This window comes from Citrobacter sp. Cpo091 (assembly GCF_030332645.1).
Classification (GTDB): Bacteria; Pseudomonadota; Gammaproteobacteria; order Enterobacterales; family Enterobacteriaceae; genus Citrobacter; species Citrobacter portucalensis.
On record NZ_JAOWHL010000028.1, the window covers coordinates 750,052 to 774,731 of the forward strand.

The 24,680-nt window shown below is 52.1% G+C and carries 22 protein-coding genes; 8 read left to right on the forward strand and 14 right to left on the reverse strand.

The genetic code is table 11. The features are described 5' to 3' along the window. Positions 1-74: 74 nt before the first annotated feature. The 3 genes from OGY04_RS07085 to puuE all read right to left on the reverse strand — a co-directional run bounded on the left by OGY04_RS07085 (position 75) and on the right by puuE (position 4,703). Entirely contained in the window at positions 75-1,085 is a 1,011-nt protein-coding gene (locus OGY04_RS07085; protein ID WP_079933958.1) for an ABC transporter substrate-binding protein, read from the reverse strand. A gap of 9 nt (positions 1,086-1,094) precedes the next feature. After that, a complete protein-coding gene (locus tag OGY04_RS07090; protein WP_286585036.1) occupies positions 1,095-3,227 on the reverse strand; it encodes a TonB-dependent receptor in 2,133 nt (710 codons plus the stop codon). A gap of 213 nt (positions 3,228-3,440) precedes the next feature. After that, entirely contained in the window at positions 3,441-4,703 is a 1,263-nt protein-coding gene (gene puuE, locus OGY04_RS07095; RefSeq protein WP_003832711.1) for a 4-aminobutyrate transaminase, read from the reverse strand. 106 nt (positions 4,704-4,809) lie between these two features. Here puuE and pdxR point away from each other — a divergent pair, with 106 nt between their 5' ends. Next, positions 4,810-6,285, forward strand: coding sequence for a MocR-like pyridoxine biosynthesis transcription factor PdxR (gene pdxR / locus OGY04_RS07100; protein WP_286585038.1), 1,476 nt, complete (start codon positions 4,810-4,812; stop codon positions 6,283-6,285). Positions 6,286-6,328: 43 nt separating this feature from the next. On the opposite strand, the gene OGY04_RS07105 is transcribed toward pdxR, so the two are convergent. From OGY04_RS07105 to OGY04_RS07120, 4 genes are all read right to left on the reverse strand, one after another. Next, positions 6,329-7,537, reverse strand: a complete 1,209-nt coding sequence (locus tag OGY04_RS07105; protein WP_008784634.1) for a c-type cytochrome — start codon at positions 7,535-7,537, stop codon at positions 6,329-6,331. 3 nt (positions 7,538-7,540) lie between these two features. Then, positions 7,541-9,433, reverse strand: coding sequence for an NAD(P)-binding protein (locus OGY04_RS07110; protein ID WP_286585039.1), 1,893 nt, complete (start codon positions 9,431-9,433; stop codon positions 7,541-7,543). An 88-nt stretch (positions 9,434-9,521) separates the two neighbouring features. Next, the gene (locus OGY04_RS07115) at positions 9,522-9,995 is read right to left on the reverse strand and encodes an ester cyclase (RefSeq protein WP_032943249.1); all 474 of its coding nucleotides are present in this window, start codon (positions 9,993-9,995) and stop codon (positions 9,522-9,524) included. Positions 9,996-10,006: 11 nt separating this feature from the next. Then, entirely contained in the window at positions 10,007-11,434 is a 1,428-nt protein-coding gene (locus OGY04_RS07120; RefSeq protein ID WP_286585040.1) for a gamma-aminobutyraldehyde dehydrogenase, read from the reverse strand. Between the two features lie 315 nt (positions 11,435-11,749). Here OGY04_RS07120 and OGY04_RS07125 point away from each other — a divergent pair, with 315 nt between their 5' ends. Both OGY04_RS07125 and OGY04_RS07130 read left to right on the forward strand, forming a co-directional pair. Continuing rightward, positions 11,750-12,475, forward strand: a complete 726-nt coding sequence (locus tag OGY04_RS07125) for a FadR/GntR family transcriptional regulator (protein WP_003029304.1) — start codon at positions 11,750-11,752, stop codon at positions 12,473-12,475. Positions 12,476-12,499: 24 nt separating this feature from the next. Continuing rightward, positions 12,500-13,198: a cache domain-containing protein gene (locus OGY04_RS07130; RefSeq protein WP_032943241.1), complete on the forward strand. Its 699-nt coding sequence runs from the start codon at positions 12,500-12,502 to the stop codon at positions 13,196-13,198. A 21-nt stretch (positions 13,199-13,219) separates the two neighbouring features. Here OGY04_RS07130 and OGY04_RS07135 read toward each other — a convergent pair whose 3' ends face one another. Beyond that, a complete protein-coding gene (locus OGY04_RS07135) occupies positions 13,220-14,701 on the reverse strand; it encodes an APC family permease (RefSeq protein ID WP_003832697.1) in 1,482 nt (493 codons plus the stop codon). Between the two features lie 332 nt (positions 14,702-15,033). Here OGY04_RS07135 and OGY04_RS07140 point away from each other — a divergent pair, with 332 nt between their 5' ends. Next, positions 15,034-15,174, forward strand: a complete 141-nt coding sequence (locus tag OGY04_RS07140; RefSeq protein ID WP_213752894.1) for a hypothetical protein — start codon at positions 15,034-15,036, stop codon at positions 15,172-15,174. Positions 15,175-15,226: 52 nt separating this feature from the next. On the opposite strand, the gene OGY04_RS07145 is transcribed toward OGY04_RS07140, so the two are convergent. After that, positions 15,227-16,120 carry a LysR family transcriptional regulator gene (locus OGY04_RS07145; protein ID WP_032943239.1) on the reverse strand — a complete coding sequence of 298 codons (894 nt, stop codon included), beginning with the start codon at positions 16,118-16,120 and terminating at the stop codon, positions 15,227-15,229. Between the two features lie 306 nt (positions 16,121-16,426). Here OGY04_RS07145 and OGY04_RS07150 point away from each other — a divergent pair, with 306 nt between their 5' ends. The 4 genes from OGY04_RS07150 to OGY04_RS07165 are packed head-to-tail and all read left to right on the forward strand — an operon-like array spanning position 16,427 to position 19,532. After that, positions 16,427-17,260 (forward strand): ABC transporter substrate-binding protein, encoded by an 834-nt coding sequence (locus tag OGY04_RS07150; protein WP_286583904.1) that lies wholly within the window; start codon positions 16,427-16,429, stop codon positions 17,258-17,260. Between the two features lies 1 nt (position 17,261). Continuing rightward, positions 17,262-18,080, forward strand: a complete 819-nt coding sequence (locus OGY04_RS07155) for an amino acid ABC transporter ATP-binding protein (RefSeq protein ID WP_286585042.1) — start codon at positions 17,262-17,264, stop codon at positions 18,078-18,080. Then, on the forward strand, positions 18,080-18,865 hold the full coding sequence (locus OGY04_RS07160; RefSeq protein ID WP_103285122.1) for an amino acid ABC transporter permease: 786 nt from the start codon (positions 18,080-18,082) through the stop codon (positions 18,863-18,865). The genes OGY04_RS07155 and OGY04_RS07160 overlap by 1 nt, the downstream gene beginning before the upstream one ends. Next, complete coding sequence (locus tag OGY04_RS07165) at positions 18,855-19,532, forward strand: amino acid ABC transporter permease (RefSeq protein WP_286585045.1); 678 nt, start codon at positions 18,855-18,857, stop codon at positions 19,530-19,532. Before OGY04_RS07160 ends, OGY04_RS07165 begins: the two co-directional genes overlap by 11 nt. A gap of 9 nt (positions 19,533-19,541) precedes the next feature. Here OGY04_RS07165 and ydhT read toward each other — a convergent pair whose 3' ends face one another. From ydhT to OGY04_RS07190, 5 genes are all read right to left on the reverse strand, one after another. Further along, entirely contained in the window at positions 19,542-20,354 is an 813-nt protein-coding gene (ydhT, locus tag OGY04_RS07170; protein WP_286585046.1) for a protein YdhT, read from the reverse strand. A gap of 3 nt (positions 20,355-20,357) precedes the next feature. After that, positions 20,358-21,143, reverse strand: coding sequence for a thiosulfate reductase cytochrome B subunit (gene phsC / locus OGY04_RS07175; RefSeq protein WP_048235471.1), 786 nt, complete (start codon positions 21,141-21,143; stop codon positions 20,358-20,360). After that, complete coding sequence (locus OGY04_RS07180) at positions 21,140-21,808, reverse strand: 4Fe-4S dicluster domain-containing protein (protein WP_020996435.1); 669 nt, start codon at positions 21,806-21,808, stop codon at positions 21,140-21,142. The genes phsC and OGY04_RS07180 overlap by 4 nt, the downstream gene beginning before the upstream one ends. 64 nt (positions 21,809-21,872) lie before the next feature. Then, positions 21,873-22,538, reverse strand: coding sequence for a YdhW family putative oxidoreductase system protein (locus OGY04_RS07185; RefSeq protein WP_286585047.1), 666 nt, complete (start codon positions 22,536-22,538; stop codon positions 21,873-21,875). Positions 22,539-22,548: 10 nt separating this feature from the next. After that, positions 22,549-24,651, reverse strand: a complete 2,103-nt coding sequence (locus tag OGY04_RS07190; RefSeq protein WP_048226696.1) for an aldehyde ferredoxin oxidoreductase — start codon at positions 24,649-24,651, stop codon at positions 22,549-22,551. Positions 24,652-24,680 lie beyond the last annotated feature (29 nt).

A 24,680-nucleotide genomic window follows, 5' to 3' on the forward strand; every position in this document is an offset into this window, starting at 1 on the left:
CGCACCAAACCCCACATTTCAGAGGGGTAAAAATGGCGTGCAATCCTTATCACGCCTGTCTTTATACGTGAGCGCTACTCCTGTGGGGGTAACGCGTTTAAAACTCGCATCGCCTGCTCCTGAGTGAGCGAATAATCGAAGAACTGGCGATAAAAATCTCGCGTTACGCTGACCATATCCAGGCCGCTAAACAATGCCGGATGCAGTTTCGATGCAGCCCACTGTAGCTGCAACGCGCTTTCAGTGCCGTAGCGATCCCAGGGGAACACGCCCGCCGGATTGCGCCAGACGTTACCCTGTTTCACTGCGTTAAGTTCTTTGAATAATGCTGCGTATGGCGAACTGGCGATATCACCACACCCCGCACCGAGAATAATGACCTGCGGTTGCCAGTAGAGCACCCTCTCGGGCGACACCTCTTTCATGTTGCCGTCAACTTCACCTGCCGCATTCCGTCCACCCGCCAGCGTAATCCAGGTATCGATCAACGTGTTCCTGCCGTCGACTTTAAGCGGATTTAGCGATTGAATATGAAGTACCCGAGGGCGCTGATTTTCCGCCAGCTCCGCAGTTTTAGCCTGCACATCCGCGAGTACACGGTTGAGATACTGATTGTAAGCCGTTGCCCGGACGCGAGCCTGCTCGGTACCCAGAACCTCTGCGGTCGTAGTGACCGATTTTTCCATCGAAGCATAGTCAGTAAATGCCATTTCAAGGGCCGGAATACCCGCCTGACTGTAGCTTTGAGCATCCCCTTTTCCTTTTGCCACAAACACGACGTCGACGTGCCGGGCCAGCAAATCCTCGCTATTAAATGATGTTCCTCGTATCTGTAAGGCTTGTCTCAGAGAAGGATTGATTTTGAACATCCATGGCTGGTTTTCCTCATGGTTGACCGTCGCAACAATGTTACGACCAGCACCCAGCGTCATCAGCACCGAATGATGGGCAAACCAGCCATCCGCGATACGTTCAACATGCGCGGGAACGGTAACTGTGTGACCAGCATCATCCACAACCTGGCGTGTTGCCAGGGCAGGAAACGCCAGCCACACACAAAGCAGCCATGTGTGGCACGTTTTCATAAGCAACCCCTAAAAATCAACCTGAACAGAAAACTGAGCCTGGCGCGGTGCGCCAAGTTGAGCGCTGGCAGCCCCTGCGCCCGTGTAACCAGTCAATGCGCCCGGAACGATATTGGTCCAATAGTGACGGTCGGTGAGATTGGTGATATCAAACCGGAAAGTGGTTGGTGTGTTCCACAGTCTGGTGGCATAACGCGTACCGATGTCCACCGTGGTGTAACTCCCGACCCAGCTGTCGTTGGCATTATCGGTAGCCCGACGTCCGACGTAATGCACGTTCGTGTCGATATCCAGTCCCGGAACCCGTTCGATGGTGTAGATTGCGAGGATATTCGAGGCGAAGCGCGGCAAACCAACAACTTGCTTACCATCCGCATTGCTGGCCGCGGTATTATGAAGCGTTGGATCAAGCCAGGCTCCGCCGCCTAACACGCGCAAATTACGGGTGATATGCCCATCAGCCATCAGTTCCAGCCCACGGTTTTTCTGCGTACCATCCTGAGCAAAATCGCCATTGTCGTTGGTATAGGCAAAGGGGCGTTTGGCTTCAAAAAGCGCAGCGGTAAGCAGCAGATCTTTTACTGGCGCATATTTTGCGCCCACCTCCAGTTGATGGCTACGGTAGGGATCTAACACCTGCCCGGCATTGCGCGCCCCGGCGGGCGCGGTATCGCCCTGCTGCAAACTGTCCGCCCAGGTGGTATACAGCGTGACGTTCTCCACCGGTTTATACATCAGGCTGGTAGAACCGCTCATGCCATTGTCCTGCTGATGGCTGCTTTCATGTCCAGCTTTGTTGTAGTTACTGACGGTAAACAGGTTCTCACTGCCGGAAAGCAGCAAACTCCACTGCGGGGAAAAATGCAGCGTATCGCTGAGCAAAAATGCATGTTGAGTGGTGGTCGCTGAATGATAGCGATCGTTAAAATCTGGATACGGTGGTCGTGGATAGTCGGGATGTTGATCGAGGGAAGAATGCCCCAGAGTGAAAGTGCCGCCGTTTCTTGGATTATAGTTTTTCCACACAAATCCACGCATTCCGGTAGCAATATCCTGCGTCAGCCAGCCGGTATCAATGCTACCGGTCAGGTTCGCTAAATAACTGTTGATGGTAAACCGACTGGCCGCCGAATTAGAGGTTGTAGTGGTGTAATCGCCCCGGTTATCCGTCAGGGTGTTGGTCACGGCCGTCGACTCGCGGTCTGCAACCTGGTGCAGCGCCCCCAGGTCCAGCATCCAGTTGCCGTCAAAATCATGCTTAATATGCATATCGACGGTAGTCGTTTCGTCATCATGACCCGCATAAGATTGACCATATTTACTGTCCGTAGGATCAAATGCCGCGGGAAAGTGAACGCCTTTCGCCAGGGCAAAGCTACCCGGCATGCCTTTTTCGTAATAATGGTAATAGCTGAAATTACTCTCCAGCACCGTTTGATCTGTCAGTTGAAAGTCCAGCCCCAAGCCAGCGTACTGTCGACGGACATGACTATCGGTGGTGTAGCTATGGCCCTCATCGCTCAGCAAGTTGAGGCGATATTTCACCCGGTCTCCCGCATCGATTGGGCCGCTGAAATCCATCGATGCCAACGTTCCCGACCCTGTACCTTGCCCTACTGTGACGCGATGCAACGGTGTATCGACAGGTCGTTTAGACACCAAATTAAACATCCCTGCTGGATTAGCAGGGCCATACAGCGATCCAGCGATGCCGCTCAACACCTCAATGTTCTGGAACTGTTCGGTCGAATATTCCGTCGTGGAGACGGCGTTCAGGCCATCAATCATATGGTTTTGTACCACGCTCCCTTGCATGCCGCGGGTTTGTGGGCGGACGCCGTCACCCTGAACGGACGGTAGGTAGCGATAGGCGTCTTTCACATCTTTGATTTGTTGCTGATCCAGCACTTTTTTCGACAACGTCTGCACCGACCAGGGAACGTCTATCAACTCTCGCTCGCCGAGGCTACCTAACGTGACTTTTTTTTCGCTCGCCGGAGGTTCATGTTCCGATAACGAGGATTGTGACGTGGCTGGCGCCGAAACGATGACGGTATCTTCAGCATGAGCCGTGACGGCGGTGGAAAAACAGGCAAAGGTTAACAACCCAGAGGCCACTGGGGTAAATTTGTTATTTAACATTCGTTAATTCAATTCGTTAGATAGAAAGACTGGAGGCCGCTAACGCAAGCGCCTTCTCTTGAAGAGTACAGTTATTATATTTGTATGATGAATAGAATAGATCCAATCGATATATATGTAAATATATAACGACATGTGGATGATAAATCCACGGCAATAAAAAAGCCGACGGTGATGACGACCGTCGGCTTTGGGTAAATGACAACTAACGAATTACTTGGTTGCTGCTTTGATAATATCGAGCGCTTTGGCGAACTGATCCTGCGGAATTGTCAGCGGGTAAAGAAAACGAATAACGTTGCCATACTGACCGCAGGTCAGCAGCAGTAATCCTTGCTCAAGGGCTTTCTTCTGCACGCGTTGTGCGGCAGCAGCGTTGGGTTCTCCTGTCGCTGCATCACAGAATTCGGCGGCGATCATAGAGCCTAAACCTCGCACTTCGGCCAGTTCAGGACACCCTGCTTGCGCGTCTGTCAGAGCGGCGCGCAGCTGTTCGCCGAGAGCCGCCGCACGCTGGCATAGCTGCTCATCACGAATGATATCCAGCACCGCATGGGCCGCTGCAATCGACAGCGGGTTTCCGGCGTAGGTTCCCCCCAGACCACCCGGCGCAGGCGCATCCATAATTTCGGCTTTGCCCACGACGCCTGACAGCGGCATGCCGCCCGCAAGGCTTTTCGCCATGGTCATCAGGTCCGCTTTATCGGCGTAATGATCCATCGCAAACAGCTGACCCGTACGGGCAAACCCGCTTTGTACTTCATCAGCGATCATCACGATGCCATGCTCGTCGCAAATACGGCGGATGGCAGCCACAAACTCTGGCGGTGCCACCACGAAGCCCCCTTCGCCCTGGACGGGTTCGAAGATAATCGCCGCAACCTGGGTTGGATCGATATCGGCTTTAAACAGACGCTCAATCGCTTTTAGGGAATCCGCCGTGGAAATGCCCTGCAATTCAGAAGGATACGGCGCATGGTAAACAGAGCCTGGGAACGGGCCGAAACCTTTTTTATAGGGTGCCACCTTGCCGGTTAACGCCATCGTCATGTAAGTACGCCCATGAAAACCACCGCCAAATGCGATAACGCCAGGACGGCCGGTATGCGCGCGCGCAATTTTCACCGCGTTTTCTACCGCTTCAGCCCCGGTAGTGAAGAATGTGGTTTTACGCTTGCCGTCGATTGGCGCAACGGCGTTGATTTTCTCAGCCAAAGACACATAGCTTTCGTACGGGACAATCTGATAAGCCGTATGGGTAAAAGCCTGAAGTTGCGCTTCGACTGCCTGCACCAGGCGAGGATGGCGGTGTCCGGTGTTCAGCACGGCGATCCCGGCGGCAAAATCGATGTACTGATTGCCTTCGATATCGGTAATCGTGCTGTTTTCTGCCGACTGGGCATAAAAATCACACATCACACCCACGCCACGCGGGGTGGCATCCAGACGACGTTGTTGCAGGTTTTTATTGTTCATTCTCTACACCTTGTCCATTAATACATTTCGGTTGAATTACCCTTTAAATTTAGACGCCGTCTGGTACTTTAATCGAGAGCCAAATCGTTTTATTTTAAGGATCCAAATGCGTTCACTTGCCGGAGATGTGATCAAGCATGCATTTAATCAGCAGACTGACGAAAAACTACATCGCCGCCTGTATGCCGCCATTTGTAGTTGCATCCTCGAAGGTAGCCTGAAACCGGCTACCCGAATGCCTCCGTCGCGTGACCTGGCAGGAGAGCTGACGCTATCGCGCAATACCGTCCTGCGGGTGTACGAACAGCTGCAAGCTGAAGGGTATATTTCCGCGCGCACCAGCAGCGGCACATTTGTGACCGACAGCGTGCTGGACAATCTCGACCTGCGTCCTGACAAAGAGCCTGTTGCTGCCGCTCTGGAAGATCACACCCGCTTATCCGACCGCTGCCTTGAGCTGCTGGGTCATGCCAGCGCCAGTCCCCGTCAGTGGGGGGCATTTATTCCAGGTGTACCTGATGTAGAGCATTTCCCGCACCGGGTGCTCAAGAAAATTCAGGACAGGCTGGCAAGACGACTGCGCCCGGAGTATCTCACTTACGATGCCACAGGCGGCGTGAATGAGCTAAAAGAAGCACTGGCAGACTATCTGCGCACCGCTCGCGGCGTACGGTGCTCACCGGAGCAAATTCTGATTACTGAAGGTATTCACCAGGCCCTGGATCTGGTGACCCGGACTTTATGCAACCCCGGCGATCACGCCTGGATTGAGGAACCGGGCTACTGGGGAATCAAAAATATTCTGCGCATCAATGCCGTTAATTTTTCGGCTATCCCGGTTGATGAACAAGGCATGGTCCCGCCGGATGCAGGTGAAACACCGCCAAAACTTATTTTTGTGACACCGTCACATCAATACCCGCTCGGTTCGGTAATGAGTCTGAGCCGCCGCCGGCAACTTCTCTTTCGCGCACGTGAAACGCGAAGTTGGATAGTGGAAGATGATTACGACAGTGAGTTCCGCTTTTCCGGCCAGCCGATTCCCTCTTTACAGGGGCTGGAAGAAGAGACACCGGTCATTTACATCGGGACATTCAGTAAGACACTCTATCCCGCACTGCGACTCGGGTATGTCGTGCTACCTAAATCGTTAGCCGCTCCGCTGAAAAAGGTTCATAACGACCTCTATCGTGGTGGGCATCTGTTGATTCAGGCCGCACTGGCGGAGTTTATTCGCGAGGGTTATTACGCGGCACACATTCGGAAAATGCGTCAGCTATACAGTCGTCGTCGCCAGATGCTGGTAGAGCTTATCGGCCGCCAACTTGGTGAACATTTTCTTGGTTCTTTCAGCAGCAACGCCGGACTGCATATGATCTTACAGTTACCCTCCGGGAGCGATGATGCGGTCATTGCCCAACAGGCGAATGCGCAAGGGTTGTTGGTGCGCCCACTGTCACGCTACTACGTGAATGAAGAGAAACGCAGCGGCCTGTTGCTGGGATTTGCCAGTATAGAAGAAAATGAAATGACGTCGGCGTTTACCCGACTCGCGGATATTATCAGGGTAAACACCGTGTAAGCACTGCCGGATAACGGTGCAAGCACCTTCTCCGGCAAACTGTTTAATGTGACGCTTTTTTAACGCCAGCCAGGTCTTCCTGGCTTACTTCGCCATTCCCTTCACCCCAGCTTTTACGCACGTAGTTGATCACGTCGCGCATTTCGTTGTCGCTTAACAAGCCACCGTAGGCAGGCATCTTAAAGGAAACGCTGCCACGCGTTGTCGGTGTTTCTGCGCCGTGGGCAATCACTCTGAACAGCGGTGTCGGGTCATCAACCATCACCAGTGGATTGTTAACTAAAGAAGGCGCGTTATCATCCGTACCTTTCCCTTCCAGACCGTGACAAGTTGAACAGTAGCGGTTATAGGTCACTTTGCCCGCCTCAGGTGAATTCGACCAGGATGCTGTAGTCGCCGCAGCACGTACCGTTTCAGGCTTCGCACTTTTCAGGCTCAACAGATATTGGGCGATCGCCGTGGCATCTTCGTCGGTCAGATACTGTGTACTCTGCGTGACGACTTCAGCCATCGAACCTGAAACCGCGGCATGCTTGCTTTTACCGGTCAGCAACAGCGATTTTAACTCCTGCTCAGACATACCGGTGCCGCGCAGCGACGGTGCATACCAGCCGTCAATCATCGCGCCGCTCAGGTATTCGGCATCAGCATTAGTATACGCTTTTTCGTTCATCGCCATGCCTCTCGGGGTATGGCATGAACCGCAGTGTCCGGGGCCTTCCACCAGATAAGCACCCCGTTTTACCAGGGCAGCATTATCATCCGTTTTCGCGCCCTCTACAGCCGTCACTGGCGCGTCGGTAAACAGCCAGTTCCAGATATGCAGCGGCCAGCGGGCGGAGAGTAGCCACGGAATGGCATTCTCTTTATTGGGCTGTGCTGACGGCGTGACGTCATGCATAAAATAGCTATACAGCGCCTTAACATCCTCGTCAGAAAGTTTCGCATAGGAGGGATAAGGCATAGCCGGATAGAGCGGATGACCATCTTTGGCGATCCCCTGCCGTACGGCCTTTTCAAAATCCTCGTAAGAATAATTTCCAATACCCTGCGTTTTGTCCGGGGTAATGTTGGTCGAATAAATATCCCCCACCGGAGTAGGAAACTTTTTGCCCCCCGCCATCGCCGCACCACCTTCAGCTGTGTGACAGGCGACGCAGTCTGAAATTCGCGCGATGTATTCACCGTTAGATTCAGCAGCGGAAACCGAAGCGGTAAATAAACAGGCGGCGAGAATGGTTACATTACGCATAGATCACCCCATATCCTTGAGTTCATTAACCGCACGCCATGCCTGATCGATTGCCGTGTGGGCATAAGCACTCCAGTCAGAATCGGAGTTAGCGATGGCAATGCGACCGACTGGCTTACGCGCCCGTTCGATAATTTCTGGCATCTTATCCATATCATCGAACAGCGAGTTGGCGTAGTACGCATAGCCATGCGCCCAGCGGTTAACCGTAATGGCGGCAATATCGCGTTGATTATCAAATCCGGTTGAGCCGAACATCTCCTGCAACTGGGAGCGAATCATCTCCTCATGCGCGGCAAAAGTGGTCCCCAGCAAATAGGCTCGTCCCAGACGGAACTGCTCTCTGGCCGACAAGTTACTGCCCGGATAAGTCGGCACATAGACCATATGAATGACCATCGGATCGTCCGGGGAGGCCGGATGTTGATACCCACCAATACTGACCGGGTAGTCGAGCTTGACCCTGCTATAAGGTGCCGCCGGAGAATAAAACTCATGTACGCCAAGCTGTTTGAACGCCTGCCAGTTTTTGACCACCACGTTGGTGTACACCAGCGGTGCCTTCACGTTCAGTTTAAGATCCGCCTGCTGCTGTTCCGGCATCTCAGACACCAGATACGGGATCATCATGTTATAGCCTGCCATGATGGTGTTCTTACCGCGCACACGGTGCATTTTACCGTCACGCAGATAGGTCACCGCCACGCCATCCTGCACGTTGGCCGCATTAATCACCGTGCTGTTCAGGCGCAGGCGCGTGGTGTTTTCCGGCAGATCCAGCTTTTCGTAATGTAATCTGGCGAGGACAGAGTCTTCCATCGTGTTGCCCGGTAGCGCATCCGGCAGCATATATCTGACTAACAGACGGGCTAACCCGGCGTTACCGTCCGGGAAGTGGTAAACATATGGCTCTTCGAGGTCGGCCAGTGACTCACCGTCCAGCGGCGGTAACCCCATCCCTTCCATGCCGGGTAAGGCGCACGCACGGGCATCGCTACAGGAAATACCTTCAATACCAATAGCAAAGAAGTCGTTGGAACGCTGCTGGAAATAGAGCAGCGCCATTTTGCTCAAACCAACTTTTGTTGCCAAAAATTCACTGTAGCTGTGGGTATCCAGCCATTCCATTTTCTCATCGACCGTCATCCCCGGCAGGTAATCACCGGGCCGGACGTGCAGGTCGATCAGCGCTTTTCTGTCGTTCTCACTTAGCGGAAAATCATTGATAAAGTCTTCAATTTTACGCCCATTGAGCCTGTCCGGCGGAATATCATCAGATACCGCGCGGCCCGGATCGCCGCTGACGATTTTTGTTTCGCCAAAATTCTTCTTATCGAAGAAAACGCCGCGACTGAGCTGCCAGTCGGGGTAGAAGTTTACGTCAAAACTCTCTTTTAACCGCGTGACGCTGACGCCCACAGTTTCCATCAACTTTTGTACTTCAGGGCTGAAATTATGCGCAGGTGACTGGAATGCTTCGCTGCCACCATAACCGAGTAATTTCTTACCCGAGCTGGTAAATTCATTACGTTTGGCGTGTCCACCAAAGTCGTCATGGTTATCGAGGATCAGGATCCGGCTATTTTGCCCGGCAACTTGACGCCAAAAACAACCGGCAGCTAACCCGCTAATCCCGCCACCCACAATCACCAGATCGTACTCTTCCTCAACGGGCAGAGCGTTTAAATCAAAATGTTTATGCTCGCGACCTAGCGCATGCGCCATTTCAAACGATCCAGGATGATTACCCCGCAGCCCCGTCAGCGCAGGAGGATAATAATTTCCATCTATAAATGCGTTTCCCTTTCCTGCCGCCCTGACCCACTCCAGCGGGGTAAGTCCCGCCGCAATAGTCACCGCGACGCCGTTGAGAAAATCACGTCTGGTAATTGCCATTAACTTTTTTCCTTATTGCTACACACTGCCTTTAATACGACACAAATAAGAGAGATACCCCTTCTTATTTATAAAGGGGTACAACCGACTACTTCACTGGCTTTAACTCTTCATCCAGTTTTTTAGAATCATAATAATCACCCTGCCAGGTGATTTTTCCTGCTTTAACATGAATATAGCTGACGCCTTCAAATTTGATCGGATTATTTGTCGGCGGACTCCCTGCCCATTCACCACTATTTTTGCCTGAAAATTCCCAACGAAAGGCCACGGTATCTTCGTCGTAGACGGGTTTTCCAACCATTTTCCAGCTAAGATCTGGAACCGCCTTAATAAAAGCGCCGATAACCTCTTTTTCTGCTTTTTCCCTGCCGTTTATCGGTTCTCCTGCGGCGGCATCATAATAGACCGCATCATCAGCAAGAAATTGAGCGGCTCGCGAAGCATCATGCGCATTCCACGCCGCCATATACTCTTTTACGGTATTCAGCGATGTACTTTCTGCCAGGCTATAGCCCGAGAACATCACTAATGAAAGCACCGCGATTTTTAATGTTTTCATCGTAACCCTCTCTATTCAGAAATGTCGCACATGATATGTTTCACCCGAGTGTATTCCTCGAGTGAATAAGATGAGAGATCTTTGCCGTACCCCGATTTTTTGAACCCGCCGTGCGGCATCTCGGCACACAGAGGAATGTGATTGTTAATCCACACCGTGCCAAAATCGAGGTCAATGCTGAAGCGTTGGGCGCGACCATGGTTACTGGTCCAGACGCTGGCGGCAAGACCATACTCCACATCATTCGCTTTGTGTAGTACCTCTTCGTCAGTAGAAAACGACTGAATAGTCATTACCGGGCCAAATACTTCATGCTGAATAGCTTCATCATTTTGATGCAAACCGGAGACGATCGTCGGCTCAAAATAGAAGCCTGGACCAGATCCTGCGCGCCCACCGGTTTCAATTTTTGCATGTGCCGGTAAACGCTCAATAAAGCCTTTCACCTGCTCCAGCTGATTCCGGCTATTCAATGCGCCGTACAGTGCATTTTGATCTTCTGGCGGCCCATATTTGATACTTTTTGTTTTCTGGATCAGTTTTTCAAGAAACTCTGCGTAGATGGATTGCTCTACCAGAATCCGCGTTGCCGCTGTGCAATCCTGCCCGGCATTGAAAAAGCCTGCTGTGGTAATCGTCGCAATCGCCTTGTCCATATCCGCATCGGCGAATACGATTGCGGGCGCTTTCCCACCCAATTCCAGGTGTGCTCGGGTCAGATTTGCCGCCGCCGAAGCCGCAACCTGCAAACCCGCACGGACCGAACCGGTAATCGAGACCAGTGAGGCTTTCGGGTTTGAAACCACCAGCGAACCAGTGCTGGCTTTGCCCAATACAACGTTAAATGCCCCTCTCGGGAACAACGGTGCGGCCAGTTCAGCCAACAGCAGCGTACTGACTGGCGTGGTGTCGCTTGGTTTTAGCACCACCGTGTTGCCTGCCGCCAGCGCTGGTGCAATCTTCCACACCGCCATCATGAACGGGTAGTTCCACGGCGTCACTTGCCCAACAATACCCAGCGGTTCACGACGAATGGTTGAAGTAAATCCTGAGGAATATTCTCCGGCCGCCTTTCCTTCAAGACAGCGCGCCGCACCGGCAAAAAAGCGGATGGCATCGCAAGATGCTGCGATCTCCTCTTTCTCAATAAAATGGCGAAGCTGACCGGTTTCCTGGCTCTGCGCGGTTACCAGTCGCTCAACGTTGCGTTCAATCTCATCGGCCAGCCGCAATAACGCCTTTTGCCGCTGTGCCGGCGTCGATTTTTTCCAGATGCTAAACGCCGCCTCCGCTGCTGAGTAAGCCTGCTCTACCTCCGCCTCGTTAGCGTTGGGAGATATTGCGTACGTTTCACCGTCAACCGGACTCACCAGTTCGAAGCTATCTTCGCTACTGCCTGCTACATAGTGCCCATTAATAAAATGCTTCAGGGTTTTCATGTTTGTCTCCTGCCAATTAATACATAAAGAATCTTATGTAATATATATATTGTAAATTTTTTTCAAATGCGCAACATTGACACTATGATAAGCCTCGCATTTTTAACTTAATTTTCACATTTGCAGGATGAGGCTTTTTATTGCCAGCTGACGCGTTACGCCCAGCTCATCATAAGGTTATCGGGACACACATCCGCTTGTGCAGTGACGTTGCGCCCAGGCATGTAAAATAACTCGGCCATTCTTACCTTCCTTGCCCGACGGGCATGTGTTAAAAATGGTCGTTGTTTCAGGGAATTGAGTACAGAAAAGATTATGATTACTCACGCGGTCATATTTGCGCCTATCGGGCAGGTCAGTCGTTCAGACCAGATAGTCCAACGCCTTTCAAATGCCATTATCACGGGGTTGCTGGAGCCAAAAGAACAGCTCCCCAACGAAACTGATCTGGCAAAGATGATGGGTGTCTCACATATCACTATCAGGGAAGCGCTAAACACGCTTCGGGCTAATAATCTTATCCATACGGTTCGTGGTCGTAATGGCGGGAGTTTCGTTTGCGAAAATATTGATGGCAAAAATAGCGCCCTGCATCCGTTCAAGGCGATCAGTACGGATTATCTGTCTGATCTGGGTGAAATGCATTGCGCCATTATTAGCCATAGCGCGAGGCTGGCTTCCCGACGGATGACCGGTGCGGATATCGCCAAATTTCGCGAGTTTGTCGAGGTGCTCAGAAAGGCAAACTCACCTGAGCTGATGACCCAGGCCGATATGCGTTGTCTGCTGGCGATTGCCGCCAGTTCGCATTCAGCGCGACTGGCCAATCAGGAGCTGCAGGTTCAGGCTGAATGGGCATCGCTGGTGGCGATACTTTATCGCACAGACAGTATTCATGCAGAAATTATCGCGCTTTATTCGGCGCTGGCCGATGCGCTGGCTGCTCACAACGAGGCAGAGTCAGTACAGTTTGCCACGCGGATCATCGACACGTTTACCTACTACCTTATTGAAAAAAAGCTGAAATATAACTCGAACTGACAATCAGTGAAGGCAGGACAGACAATGAGCTCTTCGACATCCCTAAGCGCATTAATTCGTAAAATTGATGACATTACTGTTTCTACCGTAGATTCTACCGTTGCGCTGGCGAGGAGCATCCATGAGGCGATTTCAGGGGTACAAAAGGCCTCAGCCGAGGTCGTTCTCGACCCCTCAGTCAGATCCACCGTTCAACAGCACATCAAGCGCACGCTCAATAACAACCATTACTGCTCAGGGGCGGGATTCGCCAGCCATATTGAGAGCACCGCAACCACAAAAGAGTACTGGTTGCTGGAGTGGTGGTATAAGAAAGATAATGGTTTAAGCCAGGCGCATCTGGATTTGGATCAGGCCACGCAACAACGACTGGACTTCAGAACCTTTGAGTGGTTTAAGCATTCTCCTCCGGCAGGCAAAGCCTATATCCACGGTCCCTACGTCGACTATATTTGCAATATCTCCTATACCCTAACGTCAGCCGTCCCGGTCTACTACAACGACCAGTTTCTCGGTGTTGCCGCGGTCGATCTGCTGGTCAGTCAGATAGAAGCCGAACTGCTTTCCTGTGCCCATCCTGACTATGTGATTCTGACTAATCTGGAAAACAGGATCATTTTCTCCAGTTGGCCACGTTTTCGCGTGGGTGAATTGCTATCACCTGCAAACAGTACCGTGGTGTATCGGAGCGACTACTTTATCCTTTATCACTATCAAAACTAAGGGCCCGAAGGCCCTTAGTTTTTAGTTATCCTGCCCCATATTGAGCTTATTGGCGTAGGCAATGGCGTCGTTTTCCGGCGCCGCTGAACGACCAAACGGACGGGTCAGGAACATATAAATAAGCCCCGAGCCAACAACAATCGCCAGGCCGAACAGGACCGTCCAACGGTCGATGAAGTCGCTGCTGTCTGCCGGTTGCGCCAGTAACCAGATCCCGCACAATCCGTAAGCTAACGCCAGCACATTCACGATTACGCCCCAACCGCCAATGGTCCACTCCCCCGCCGGTTTCCAGCCTTTCAGACGCTGACGCAGCGCGGCCAGCACAACCATCTGGAACGAGATGTATATCCCGATAACAGCAAACGCGGTGATACGCGACAGGTTATCTGGCTGGAAATAAACCCAAACGCAGATGATCACTGGCAGCAGGCAACTGACGACCATGGCATTATCCGGAACACCATTTTTAGAGATTTTGGCCATCCATTCACTTCCCGGCAGCATTCTGTCGCGGGAGAAAGAAAAGATAAGACGGCTTAACGCAGCCTGCAGAGATAAAATGCACGACAACATGGCGATAATTGCGACGACGATAAAGACAGTCGCGCCAGTTTCGCCCAGAGCTTCATTAAGGATTGCCGGGATCGGATCGGACGTTTTGCCATTCACGATGCTGACCAGATTCGGTGATGCCAGCAAATAACCCATAACAGAAATAATGGCGGAAATCGCGCCGAATACGATGCTTAAAATCATCGCCACCGGGATCTTTTTACTCGGATTCTGCACCTCTTCCGCAACGTTACCGCAGGCCTCAAAGCCAAAGAACATAAACAGTCCCATCAGCGCAGCAGACATAAATGCGGTGGAGTAGCTGCCGTCATGAGCCAGCACGCCCATCGAGTCAAAAATCACAGAGAACGGCTGTGAACGGTGGAAAATCAGCAGATAAATCCCCAGCGCGATCACGCTGACAATTTCACACCAGAAGCCAATTTTTGCCACCCGGGCCAGATTTTTAGTCCCGGACATATTAACGGCCATCATCAACAGCAGCAGCAGGACGGAAGTCACCAACATCGTGGCCGGCGTCTGACCATAGTGGAAGAGTGATTCAACAAACGTTGATGTATATTCCGCGATCGACGTAATGGTGACCACCAGCGCCCACAGGTAGATCCAGGCGGCGATCCACGCATACTTCTTGCCCCACAACCTTCTGGCCCAGGGGTAAAGCCCGCCGGTTATCGGATACTGGGAAGCGACCTCACCAAACACCAATGCCACCAAAAGTTGCCCACATGCGACGATTAAAATCCACCATACTGCGGGCGGCCCCGCCAGCGTTACGGCCAGCGCAAACAGCGAATAGACGGCAGTAAGCGGCGACAGGTAGGTAAAACCCAACGCAAAGTTTGAAATAAGACCGATCGAGCGATTGAACTGTTCTTTGCCATCTTTTTGAAAATTATCATTTTTCTTATCAGGTGTCTGTTCCATATTGCTTTCTCTTTTGTGGAATAGTCGCAGGGTTGAACAATTAATGTATAAAAGATATTAAGTTATATGTATAGTGATTTTGTCGCAGATTTGTTAAAAATGATCGCGCATCACGTTAATGAAAAAGTGGAGATAAAACGGTAGAGAGAGCGAGGATTTTGCGGTATTTACAACCAACGATTCTTTAGCAATTGCGAACCATAGGCTATTTTGGCGGATAAATACGCACAGCGGATTGCGTTCGATGCTAAGTAGCAAGAATCGCTGCTGTTAAGCAACATTTTTGCAATATAATAACGTGATGTTAAACGCTGAACCTGAGCAGGTGAATGATGGAAATTGATCTCGATAATCTGGTCTTTGATGGACTGGAAGAAGCGCAAGAGCGTAACGCTGAACGTCAGGAAGATGCAGACAAGAAAGCGCAGGAAATTATTGCTGATAATGACTGCGGCGACGCCTGCAAAATCTGATTTCCAAACCGGCGCAATGCCGGTTTTTTATCGCCTGTTAACCCCACCCACTTCAGCCCGTATACCGTAAGGCCTCAATCAGTTGCGCAAAGGCGGCGGTATGTTGTTTTCGGCTGGGATAGTACAAATAATAGCCAGGGAAAGGTTCGCACCAGTCCTCCAACACTTTTTCCAATGCCCCCTCTGCAACAGCCTGCTCGACGGTGTCTTCCGGCACAAAAGCCAGCCCCATTCCCGCCATCGCTGCGCTAATTCGCGGGGGTAGATTGTTAAAAATAAGCTGCCCTTCCACCCGTACGCGCAAATCTTGCCCATCTTTAGCAAACTCCCAAGCGTATAATCCGCCCAACGTCGGCATGCGCATGTTAATACAGCTGTGATTTTGCAGGTCGTGAGGGGTTTGCGGTTTGCCATGACGAGCAAAATACGCCGGTGACCCCACCACTACCATGCGCCAGTCCGGGCCAATTCTGACGGCGACCATGTCTTTTGCCACCTGCTCACCGAGCCGAATACCCGCGTCATAGCGGCCAGTCACAATATCCGTCAGACTATTGTCGATGGTCATTTCCACATTAACATCAGGGTAAGCCTGCAAAAACGGCTCCAGCGCGGGCCAGACGGTAGATTGCAATGCATGTTCGCCCAGCGTCAGGCGGATGTTACCGGCCACGCGCTGACGGACATCGGTTAATGCCAGCAGCTCTGTTTCAATGTCATCAAAACGCGGGCTGATACTGTTGATAAGCCGTTCTCCGGCTTCGGTCGGCGCAACGCTGCGCGTGGTGCGGGTCAGAAGCCGTACATCCAGCCGCTCTTCAAGCCCACGAATCGCATGGCTTAGCGCGGATTGCGAAACCCCAAGTTTTGCCGCTGCCCGGGTAAAACTACGCTCGCGGGCAACGATAATGAGATAATAGAGATCGTTAAAATTATCACGCAGCATGCTTATCCCCACTCCAGACCTGTTGTGATATATGGTACAGGTCCGGAGGGTATTCCAGTAGCATTTCTGGACATTAGCACAGCTCAATCTTATTCAAGCGTGCTCTCACACAAAAACAAAATGCGAATTATTACCAGGCTTATGCACGATTTTACCTTTCACTCCTGCATTATTTTCACCCGCTATTAACACATCCTTCACTAATAACATTTTGTATATAGATAAGAATTTTTTCTTATTTTGTCCCAACCGTAAGTTATGGGAGCGTAAAAAGCACAAACCAAAAAACTACAGGGATTTCATACAATGATGGCAACGAAAACTTACCGCGCTAAAAAAACACTGCTGGCATTGGGCGTGCTGCTGGCCTCAGGACTTACCGTCTCGCAGGTTCAGGCTGACCAACTGGCCGATATCAAAGCCGCAGGCGTCGTAAAAGTCGCGACATTTGACGCGAATCCTCCGTTTGGCTCCGTCGATGCCAAAACCCATAAGATTGTCGGCTACGACGTTGATTTTGCCGAAGCGCTGGCCAAATCCCTTGGTGTAAAACTGGAACTGGTAGCGACCAATCCGGCAAACCGCATTCCGTTATTACAATCTGGTAAAGCTGATTTAATCGTCGCGGATATCACGATTACACCTGAACGGGCGCAGGTAATAGATTTCTCCGTCCCATATTTTGTTACCGGCCAGCAGTTCCTTGTGCCAGCAAAATCTCCGGATAAGCTCGATGAATACGGCAAAGCACGCATCGGCGCGGTAAAAGGCACTACTGGTGAACAGGCACTGCATCAGCGCTTCCCGCAGGCGCGCGTGTTGGCCTACGACGATATCCCGCTGGCGTTAACCGCGCTACGCAACGGCAATGTTCAGGCCATTACCCAGGACAGTACGATTCTGGCCGGGTTATTAGGCGCTGCGCCGGATAAAGCTGATTTCAAAATTCTGCCGGACCTGCTGAGCAAAGAAGAGATCGGCGTGGGGGTGAAAAAAGGTGAGCCAGCGTTGTTAAAAGCCGTCAACGATGAACTTTTGAAGCTGGAATCTACCGGGCAGGCAGCCAAAATTTATGATGTCTGGTTTGGTCCTGAAACCAAAAATCCGCAAGCCCGCGCCTTTAAAATAGAAGCCAAGTAATATGCTCTCAGCCCTTTTTCCTCGATCCGCAGCTTCGGCTGCGGATTTTACCCATTTGCGCCAGGCGAGCGTCGAACTACGCAATGTGATTAAACAGTATGACGCTCACACCGTCCTTAACGGCGTTAGCCTGGCGGTTGAACCCGGTGAAGTGGTGACTATTCTGGGGCCTTCCGGCTCAGGAAAATCCACTCTTATACGTCTTATCAACCAGCTTGAGTCGCTCAGCGGTGGCGAAATTTTCATTGATGGTAAACCGATTGGCCAGTTGCGCGGGGCGGCGTTACGCCAGCTACGTAGCCGTATCGGTTTCGTATTTCAGCAATTCAATCTCTATTCGCACCTGACTGCGCAGCAGAACATCGCACTGGCGCTGGAATATGTTCACGGCTGGAACAAGACGGAAGCGGATCGTCGGGCACTCGAGTTACTGGAAAAGGTAGGACTGGCGGAAAAAGCCAACGCCTATGCCGCGCAGTTGTCCGGTGGGCAGCAGCAGCGCGTGGCCATCGCCCGCGCACTGGCTTCGTCGCCACAAATTATTCTGTTTGATGAGCCCACTTCCGCGCTGGATCCGGAAATGATCGGCGAGGTATTACAGGTAATGAAAAATTTGGCCCACAGCGGTATCACCATGATCGTCGTGACCCACGAAATGCATTTTGCCCGCGAAATTGCCGATCGCGTGGTTTTCATCGATGGTGGCGATATTCTGGAAGTGGCCGCGCCGGAGGATTTTTTCGTCCGACCACAGCACCCGAGAACCCAGCGTTTCCTGAAAAAAGTGCTCGACCCGTTACACCAGGAGTCATCGTCATAATGCATGCAATGGACTGGCAGGGAGTGCTGAGCGGGCAACCCCTGCAATGGATAATTTCCGGTTTTCTCACCACGCTCTGGGTGACGCTGGCAGGTATCGTGCTCGCCACGCTCATTGCCATCTCACTGCTCGGCCTGCGCCTGACGGGCAATCGTCTCGCTAAAGCGATGGTCGGGGTGTGGGTCTCGGTGTTTCGCAACACGCCTTTACTGGTGCAACTGATGTTCTGGTATTTTGCCGCCTGGAACTGGCTACCCCGTAACGTCATTAGCTTTATCAATGCCGATCATCCATGGTCAATTTTGCCGGGTGATGTCTGGTGGTTAACGCCGGAATTTATCTGTTCAGCATGGGGGTTGGGGGTATTTACCTCAGCATTTTTGGTTGAAGAGATCGCTTCGGGTTTACAGGCTGTTTCTGCCGGACAACGCGAGGCTGCCGTGTCGCAGGGCTTTTCATCCTGGGCGATATTTCGTCACATTCTGCTGCCTCAGGGGCTGGCAAACGCCTGGCAACCGATTGTTGGACAATATCTCAACCTGATGAAGCTTTCCTCGCTTGCCAGCGGTATTGGATTTGCTGAGCTCACCTACCAGGTACGGCAAATTGAGAGCTACAACGCGCACGCGCTGGAAGCCTTTGCCGTTGGCACTGCACTCTATCTGTTTACCGGCATCGTTCTGGGTATGCTGCTTACCCGTCTTGGCCCGCAGTCTGCGTCGGGTAAATCGTCAAAGATAAGAATGCGCATCTTCAGCGTCAGGAGCATACTGCATGATCGCTAATGTTTCGGTCATTACCGACAATCTTGACTATCTCCTGTGGGGACGTGTAGCTGAGGGGCAACCCGGTGGCGTCCTGCTCACTTTGCTGATGGCTATCGGTGCGGCTTTGCTGGCGCTGCCTGGCGGGATCGTTCTTGCCTGTTGCGCCTGGCGATTTCCGGGCGCGGTTCGCAACGGATTGTTTATCTGGGCGGAATTTATTCGCGGCATTCCGCTCATCTTTGTGATTTTCTGGATGTGGTATTTGCTACCCATGCTGACCGGAAGCGATCTGCCCGGTGCCGTTACCGTGACGCTGGCGCTGGCATGGTTCACCGCCGCCTCGGTGATGCACTCGGTGTATGCTGGAATTAGCGCACTGCCTGGCGGGCAGTATGAAGCGGCAGTTGTTCAGGGTTTTCGCCCGGGTCAGGCCCTGTGGCTTATCTTGCTGCCGCAGGTGCTGCGTAACGTACTGCCGTCGCTGACGGGGATTTTTATTGGGCTACTGAAGGACACGTCACTGGCGTTTATCGTTAACGTGCCGGAACTCACGACAGTTGCCGGTCAGGTTAACAGCCGGGTGCAAATTTACCCCGCAGCCATTTTTATCTTTACCGGGCTGGTTTATTACCTGCTGTGCTTTAGCCTTGAAAAAATCACCCAGCGCCGATTCGCACTAAAATGACCTCTCGGCTCAACATTCCACGAACTGATGGTCTTCGTTGAGCCGATATTTCACGCCCGCCCGAATGTTATTTTCCCCTTCAACGGCAAGCGCAAAACGCATTCTTTCGCCATCGTGATAAGCCAGCGCCGCACATCCGCCGGGACCAAGAATTATCGAGTCGACAGCACCGGTACTGGCAACAACGGCGTTCTCTCCGCTGGCAATAATGTGGATATTGTCCGCGCAGTTAGCGATTTTCGCCTCTGCGCCAAAACAGGCCAGCTGGGTTAAATCACCGCTACTGGCAATCCGATTTCGGTCGCCGAGCGAACTGATACGTACGCGCATGCCGGTACTGGCAATACGCGTTCCGTCGCCCACACTGCTGATACGCGCCGAGTTTCCCGCAATCGCTATTCGCCCGCGATCGCCTGAACTGCCGATATGCGTGTTATAGCCTACACTGCCAATCCGTGCGCTGTAACCGGCACTGGCGATCTGCGCAGCATACCCGGCGCTGGCAATTTTTACGTTATCACCCGCACTGCTAAATCGGGCATAATCTTCCGCACTCGCCAACGGACGGCTGGTTTCCCCCGCAGCTTGCTCACGGGAAATATTCCCCATCGCGTCAATATCCTGCTGAGCAAAACTCGCCTCTTCCCGCCATTTTGACCAGCCGTATTCCACCAGGCTATTTGCCCAATCGGTATACCCTTCCCGCTGGAGCGCGCGATGAACATCGGAATAGCTTCCTCCTGCGGGAAACGCGCGTAGAAACCAGCGATACATGACGGGCCCAACACGCCAGACCCGTAAGTCACTTCGCGTAATCATCATCGCTTAATGCCGGTGGTAGCCATCCACCATACACTTAAAGGTTTCGCCCGGCGTGCGACCCGTAGTGCAGAGATAAAGATGCCCAAAAATGAAAAACAGACTGACTATTGCCAGCGCAAAGTGCGCCTGAAGCAGCCAGTAACGTACACCGGGGAACAGATCGCCGACAGCTACCGGGTAAAGCGATAACAATCCAGTGATCAGTAGCAGTGGCAACAAACCATACATCACGCCAACATAGGCCGCCTGCTGTAACGGATTAAATTTAGAGCGAGGTGAGGCCGGAAATGGGTGTGACTCGCCCTGCATAATGCCAAACAGGTAAAAACGAGTTTGTCTTTGCGCACGTGCGATCCAGCCCTGACGTTGAATAATATAGTGATGTCCGTTGCCGCCAATCAGGTTGATCAGCACAAAACCAATCCAGCAGGCAAGTAGCAAAAAGCCACAAACCTCATGAACGGTGAGCAGGCTTTTCATTACCGGTGCGCTAACGGCAGAGAAGTGATTGACCAGGCCACTAACCAGAAGCAACAGAAATAACAGCGCATTCGACCAGTGCCACAGGCGGACAGCCTTCGAATATAAATAGACCTTCTCACCATGCCCTGCCGACGCTTTATGCGCCGCCCGAAAGCGCAGCATGGCGTGAAGCGCCAGCACCAGCCACATTCCCACCAGCATTAACCCGGCAACGACTAACCACACAGGCCAGTAGTCCGGTGAAAACAGTGGAACATACTGTGCAAGCTGGGCGTGAAACTGTTCGGCATTCTGCGACGCGTTCATACATTTTCCTTTTTAATCAAATGTTGACCGAACCGACGATACAGATGGGGCTTCCCGGCGCCTGCAAGTTGATATTCGTAATACTTGTTTTCTCGCAACCAGGTCTGAATTTCCGGGCTATCTTCACGACCGAAAATCAGCGCATGTTCCGGGCAAGCGTTAACACAGATCGGAGGGAAACCTTTCGCCAGCCGAGATTCAGCGCAGAAGTCGCATTTATCCGCCACTTTGGTTTGCGGGTTGAGATAGCGCACCTGATAAGGACACGCGCCAATACAGTAACTGCAACCAATACAGCAAGACGTATCTACTCGCACAATACCGTTCTCATCTCGCCAGGAGGCACCGGTCGGACACACCTCAATACAAGGTGCATCATCACAATGCTGGCAGGACTGACGGAAGTAGTGATACAGCGTTTCGTTGTCGTTATCGGTTACCGGAATATGAGCGATCGACAAACGGCTGCCCTGGTCAGGTACATGGTTGGTTTTCCGGCATGCACGAGCGCAAATATTGCATCCGTTACACAGTGATTCGTCGTGAATCATGACGTAACGAACGGCTTTAGGGCTCCTGGTACTCGCTAACAGATTTTGACCTGGGCCGGTAAAAAAAATCACCGTCCCCATGCCAATGACAAATTTTCGTCGGGTGAAGGACATCGGGTTATCCTCTAATGCTGTGACAGTGGTCGTCCACACATTCCATGACATCAACCTGAATAATTCAGGGGTTCTGATACTGCTCAACCTCAAGCCATTCACACAGGCCGTACGCTTTGCCATAACTCATAAAACGTTCGCTGAACAAATAAGGCTCCGCATTTGACGATTCCACAGTACGTATATCTGCGTAATCAGGATGCGTTTCCATGGCCGTGAGCGCCGCTGAAATCTGCTGAGACTCAAAGCTGTACGGCGGTTGCGTCAACATGGCGACCTTATAGGGGCGAGGATACGTTTGACAGTCGAAGCGTACCGCCTCGGCAATCGCACGGCAGATGTCGTTTTCCACCACCTGCACGCACATGCCGGCGTAGTTTGCCGTCATGGTTTGCGTTGAGTAGAAATAGACATCTTCCGCACCCTGCACACGGGTGATATCCGCGTTATTCGCGTCCTGGCACAGCACATCCAGCAGCGCGGAGAGATCGGCTTCAAGGACCGAATAAGGTGGCTGCAGAAACACGCTGCGCGCCACCAGGTGCCCCGATGCCGAATGCTGGCGGATAAAATCTGCCACAATCGACTCCGGGCTGGCGGCTTCCTGAACCTGCGGCGCAGTCACCCGCTCGACCGGCGGGTGAAACGCCTGTAGCCAGTGTCTCTTTTGGCTATCAACCTCGTCAGGAAGCGCCTCAACGGGTGCCTGAACGTTGCTCACGTTAGTCATCTCGCGTTCCTTACGCTGGCAACAGATCCTGCGCAGCCAAATCGGCTGCCACGTCTTCAAGTCCGAGTCGATTCAGGGTTTCACGCGTTGGGCAACCCAACTCGGGATCCCAGCCCATTTCCTGATAGAACATCGTCAGTGACTGGCGCATATCCTCCCTGTCCATCTTGTCGGTGCCTTCGGTGAAGACCGGAATTTTCGGATCTTTATCAAACACCCAGGAGCAGATGAGATCGTGTTCATTACGCATATCTTTGGTTTGCATCAGTTTGACCGTATAGGCACGATGCAGGGTAAAGATGCGTTCAGCGGCCAGGTCCAGACTCGCCTGCGTGGTTTCATCACCGGTGACTGCCTGGAAGAATTTCGCTTCCAGATCCAAATCTCCGCGATAGTTGCGGCTCTTGAGTGGTGAAACCGTCATCGGCCAAACCCAGTTACACAGCGTAACCGCGTTATGCAGGCAGACTTTCAGCAGCGTCCATTTGGCATATTTGATCTTGGCGGCATTGATTGGGGTATAGTTTTTGGTTTCGTCGTAGGCGTCCTGCGACCCAAATAACTCACCCGCCACTTCGCGCTGTAATTTCAGCGGCAAACCGGAACCGATGAAGTTGATATGGGTGTGCGCCATACAGTCACGGTTAAACATACAGTTGGTGATCGCCCCCACCTGCGCCGAGGCTTCGTTTGCATGGTGGACCGGAAAACCAAACGGCGACCACAGTTTATTTTTGGCATAACCCCAGTACTCTTCGCCCAAATCCCAGCGTTCAGCAATGGCATACGAACCGTCCGCAAGATGACTGAGTTCCCCCACGCGATGCGCCAGTCGATAGTAAAAATCTTTGATAAAGTTAGGATCGCCCGCCTCCAGTTGATCCCAACGGATCTCCGCGTACTCTGCGGCTGGCAGCACGCGTTTAAAGACGCCTTTCGAATAGCAGTAGGTAAAGTCACGGTGCAGCTGACCGTAGTTACACCAGATACCGTAATCGTCAAACAGGTTCAGTCCGATCAGGTTCCCTACAACTCGCCCATCGTCTTTATCGTCAAAATCTTTCGGGCCATTGGGGAAAATGGTGGTGTGAACAAAGTTCGCCACGCAGGTGTTGCCGCCGGTACTCGGCACGCCAAAATCCTTCACCCGCGGGACATTGAGCTGCGACATACAACGAATAGGGCATGAATGGCAGCCGCTCATTTTGACCGTGTATTTTTCTGCGGCTGGACCCAGATCGAACACCGATTTATAGGTACGGAAACCCACCGTATTTTGGTTGCCCGGCGGGATTTCACCGGTTTCGATTGGCCCCCCTTCTGCCGCGCCCCAGAAAAGTCCCTTACGGGCTGTCCAGCGCGAGTTTGGCGAAGAGTATTCTGCCCAGGCCTGCGGGGTGCTTGGCACAACGTGGTTGTTGTTGGCGCCGATAAGCTCGGTCATCATGTAGTCATTGAGCCGCTTCATCTCTTTACGATCGGCAATGTTGACGCCTTTAGTCCCTTCTACTGCAATGGCCTTCAGGTTTTTCGAACCCATCACCGCACCCGTACCGGCACCGCCGCTGTGGTTGCGGCTGTTGATCATGCAGGACAGTGGCACCAGATTCTCACCCGCCTGCCCAATAGCGGCAACGCAGGTTTCCGGGCTGGTAATCCGACAAATCTCTTCGGTTGTGGCGCGAGTCCCCTTGCCCCACAAGAAATCGGCTTTTTCGATGCTGACTTTATCGTCTTTGATGTTGATCCAGACCGGTGATGCAGACTTGCCTTCAATAATAATTGCGTCGTAACCGGCGAATTTCATTTGTGCAGCAAAGAAACCGCCCATATGGGCATCTACGACTAAGTTACCTTTGGTAAACGTCGATAAGGAGGTGATATTGACGCGGGAGCTACAGGGAGCGCCAGACCCCGTTAATGGTCCGGTGGCAAAAACTAGCTTATTCCCTTCATCAAAAGGCATGGTGCCTGGCGGGACTTCGTCGTACATAATTTTATAACCAAAGCCCATCCCACCGACAAATTTTTTAAATTTACTGGAATCTTCAAGGGTGATATTACCCGTGGTGAGATTGACCCGTAAAATATTACCTGTCCAACCATTAGCCATCATGTTTTCCTTTGCAAGAAGGTTTAATA

Bases quoted from the DNA above. Each gene is read 5' to 3' on its own strand.
- OGY04_RS07130 (WP_032943241.1), top strand. From the start codon at position 12,500: ATGAGCTCTTCGACATCCCTAAGCGCATTAATTCGTAAAATTGATGAC.
- OGY04_RS07190 (WP_048226696.1), bottom strand. From the start codon at position 24,651: ATGGCTAATGGTTGGACAGGTAATATTTTACGGGTCAATCTCACCACG.
- OGY04_RS07150 (WP_286583904.1), top strand. From the start codon at position 16,427: ATGATGGCAACGAAAACTTACCGCGCTAAAAAAACACTGCTGGCATTG.
- puuE (WP_003832711.1), bottom strand. From the start codon at position 4,703: ATGAACAATAAAAACCTGCAACAACGTCGTCTGGATGCCACCCCGCGT.
- OGY04_RS07110 (WP_286585039.1), bottom strand. From the start codon at position 9,433: ATGGCAATTACCAGACGTGATTTTCTCAACGGCGTCGCGGTGACTATT.
- ydhT (WP_286585046.1), bottom strand. From the start codon at position 20,354: ATGATGATTACGCGAAGTGACTTACGGGTCTGGCGTGTTGGGCCCGTC.
- OGY04_RS07180 (WP_020996435.1), bottom strand. From the start codon at position 21,808: ATGTCCTTCACCCGACGAAAATTTGTCATTGGCATGGGGACGGTGATT.
- OGY04_RS07165 (WP_286585045.1), top strand. From the start codon at position 18,855: ATGATCGCTAATGTTTCGGTCATTACCGACAATCTTGACTATCTCCTG.
- pdxR (WP_286585038.1), top strand. From the start codon at position 4,810: ATGCGTTCACTTGCCGGAGATGTGATCAAGCATGCATTTAATCAGCAG.
- OGY04_RS07135 (WP_003832697.1), bottom strand. From the start codon at position 14,701: ATGGAACAGACACCTGATAAGAAAAATGATAATTTTCAAAAAGATGGC.
- phsC (WP_048235471.1), bottom strand. From the start codon at position 21,143: ATGAACGCGTCGCAGAATGCCGAACAGTTTCACGCCCAGCTTGCACAG.
- OGY04_RS07185 (WP_286585047.1), bottom strand. From the start codon at position 22,538: ATGACTAACGTGAGCAACGTTCAGGCACCCGTTGAGGCGCTTCCTGAC.
- OGY04_RS07160 (WP_103285122.1), top strand. From the start codon at position 18,080: ATGCATGCAATGGACTGGCAGGGAGTGCTGAGCGGGCAACCCCTGCAA.
- OGY04_RS07140 (WP_213752894.1), top strand. From the start codon at position 15,034: ATGGAAATTGATCTCGATAATCTGGTCTTTGATGGACTGGAAGAAGCG.
- OGY04_RS07155 (WP_286585042.1), top strand. From the start codon at position 17,262: ATGCTCTCAGCCCTTTTTCCTCGATCCGCAGCTTCGGCTGCGGATTTT.
- OGY04_RS07105 (WP_008784634.1), bottom strand. From the start codon at position 7,537: ATGCGTAATGTAACCATTCTCGCCGCCTGTTTATTTACCGCTTCGGTT.
- OGY04_RS07085 (WP_079933958.1), bottom strand. From the start codon at position 1,085: ATGAAAACGTGCCACACATGGCTGCTTTGTGTGTGGCTGGCGTTTCCT.
- OGY04_RS07090 (WP_286585036.1), bottom strand. From the start codon at position 3,227: ATGTTAAATAACAAATTTACCCCAGTGGCCTCTGGGTTGTTAACCTTT.
- OGY04_RS07145 (WP_032943239.1), bottom strand. From the start codon at position 16,120: ATGCTGCGTGATAATTTTAACGATCTCTATTATCTCATTATCGTTGCC.
- OGY04_RS07120 (WP_286585040.1), bottom strand. From the start codon at position 11,434: ATGAAAACCCTGAAGCATTTTATTAATGGGCACTATGTAGCAGGCAGT.
- OGY04_RS07125 (WP_003029304.1), top strand. From the start codon at position 11,750: ATGATTACTCACGCGGTCATATTTGCGCCTATCGGGCAGGTCAGTCGT.
- OGY04_RS07115 (WP_032943249.1), bottom strand. From the start codon at position 9,995: ATGAAAACATTAAAAATCGCGGTGCTTTCATTAGTGATGTTCTCGGGC.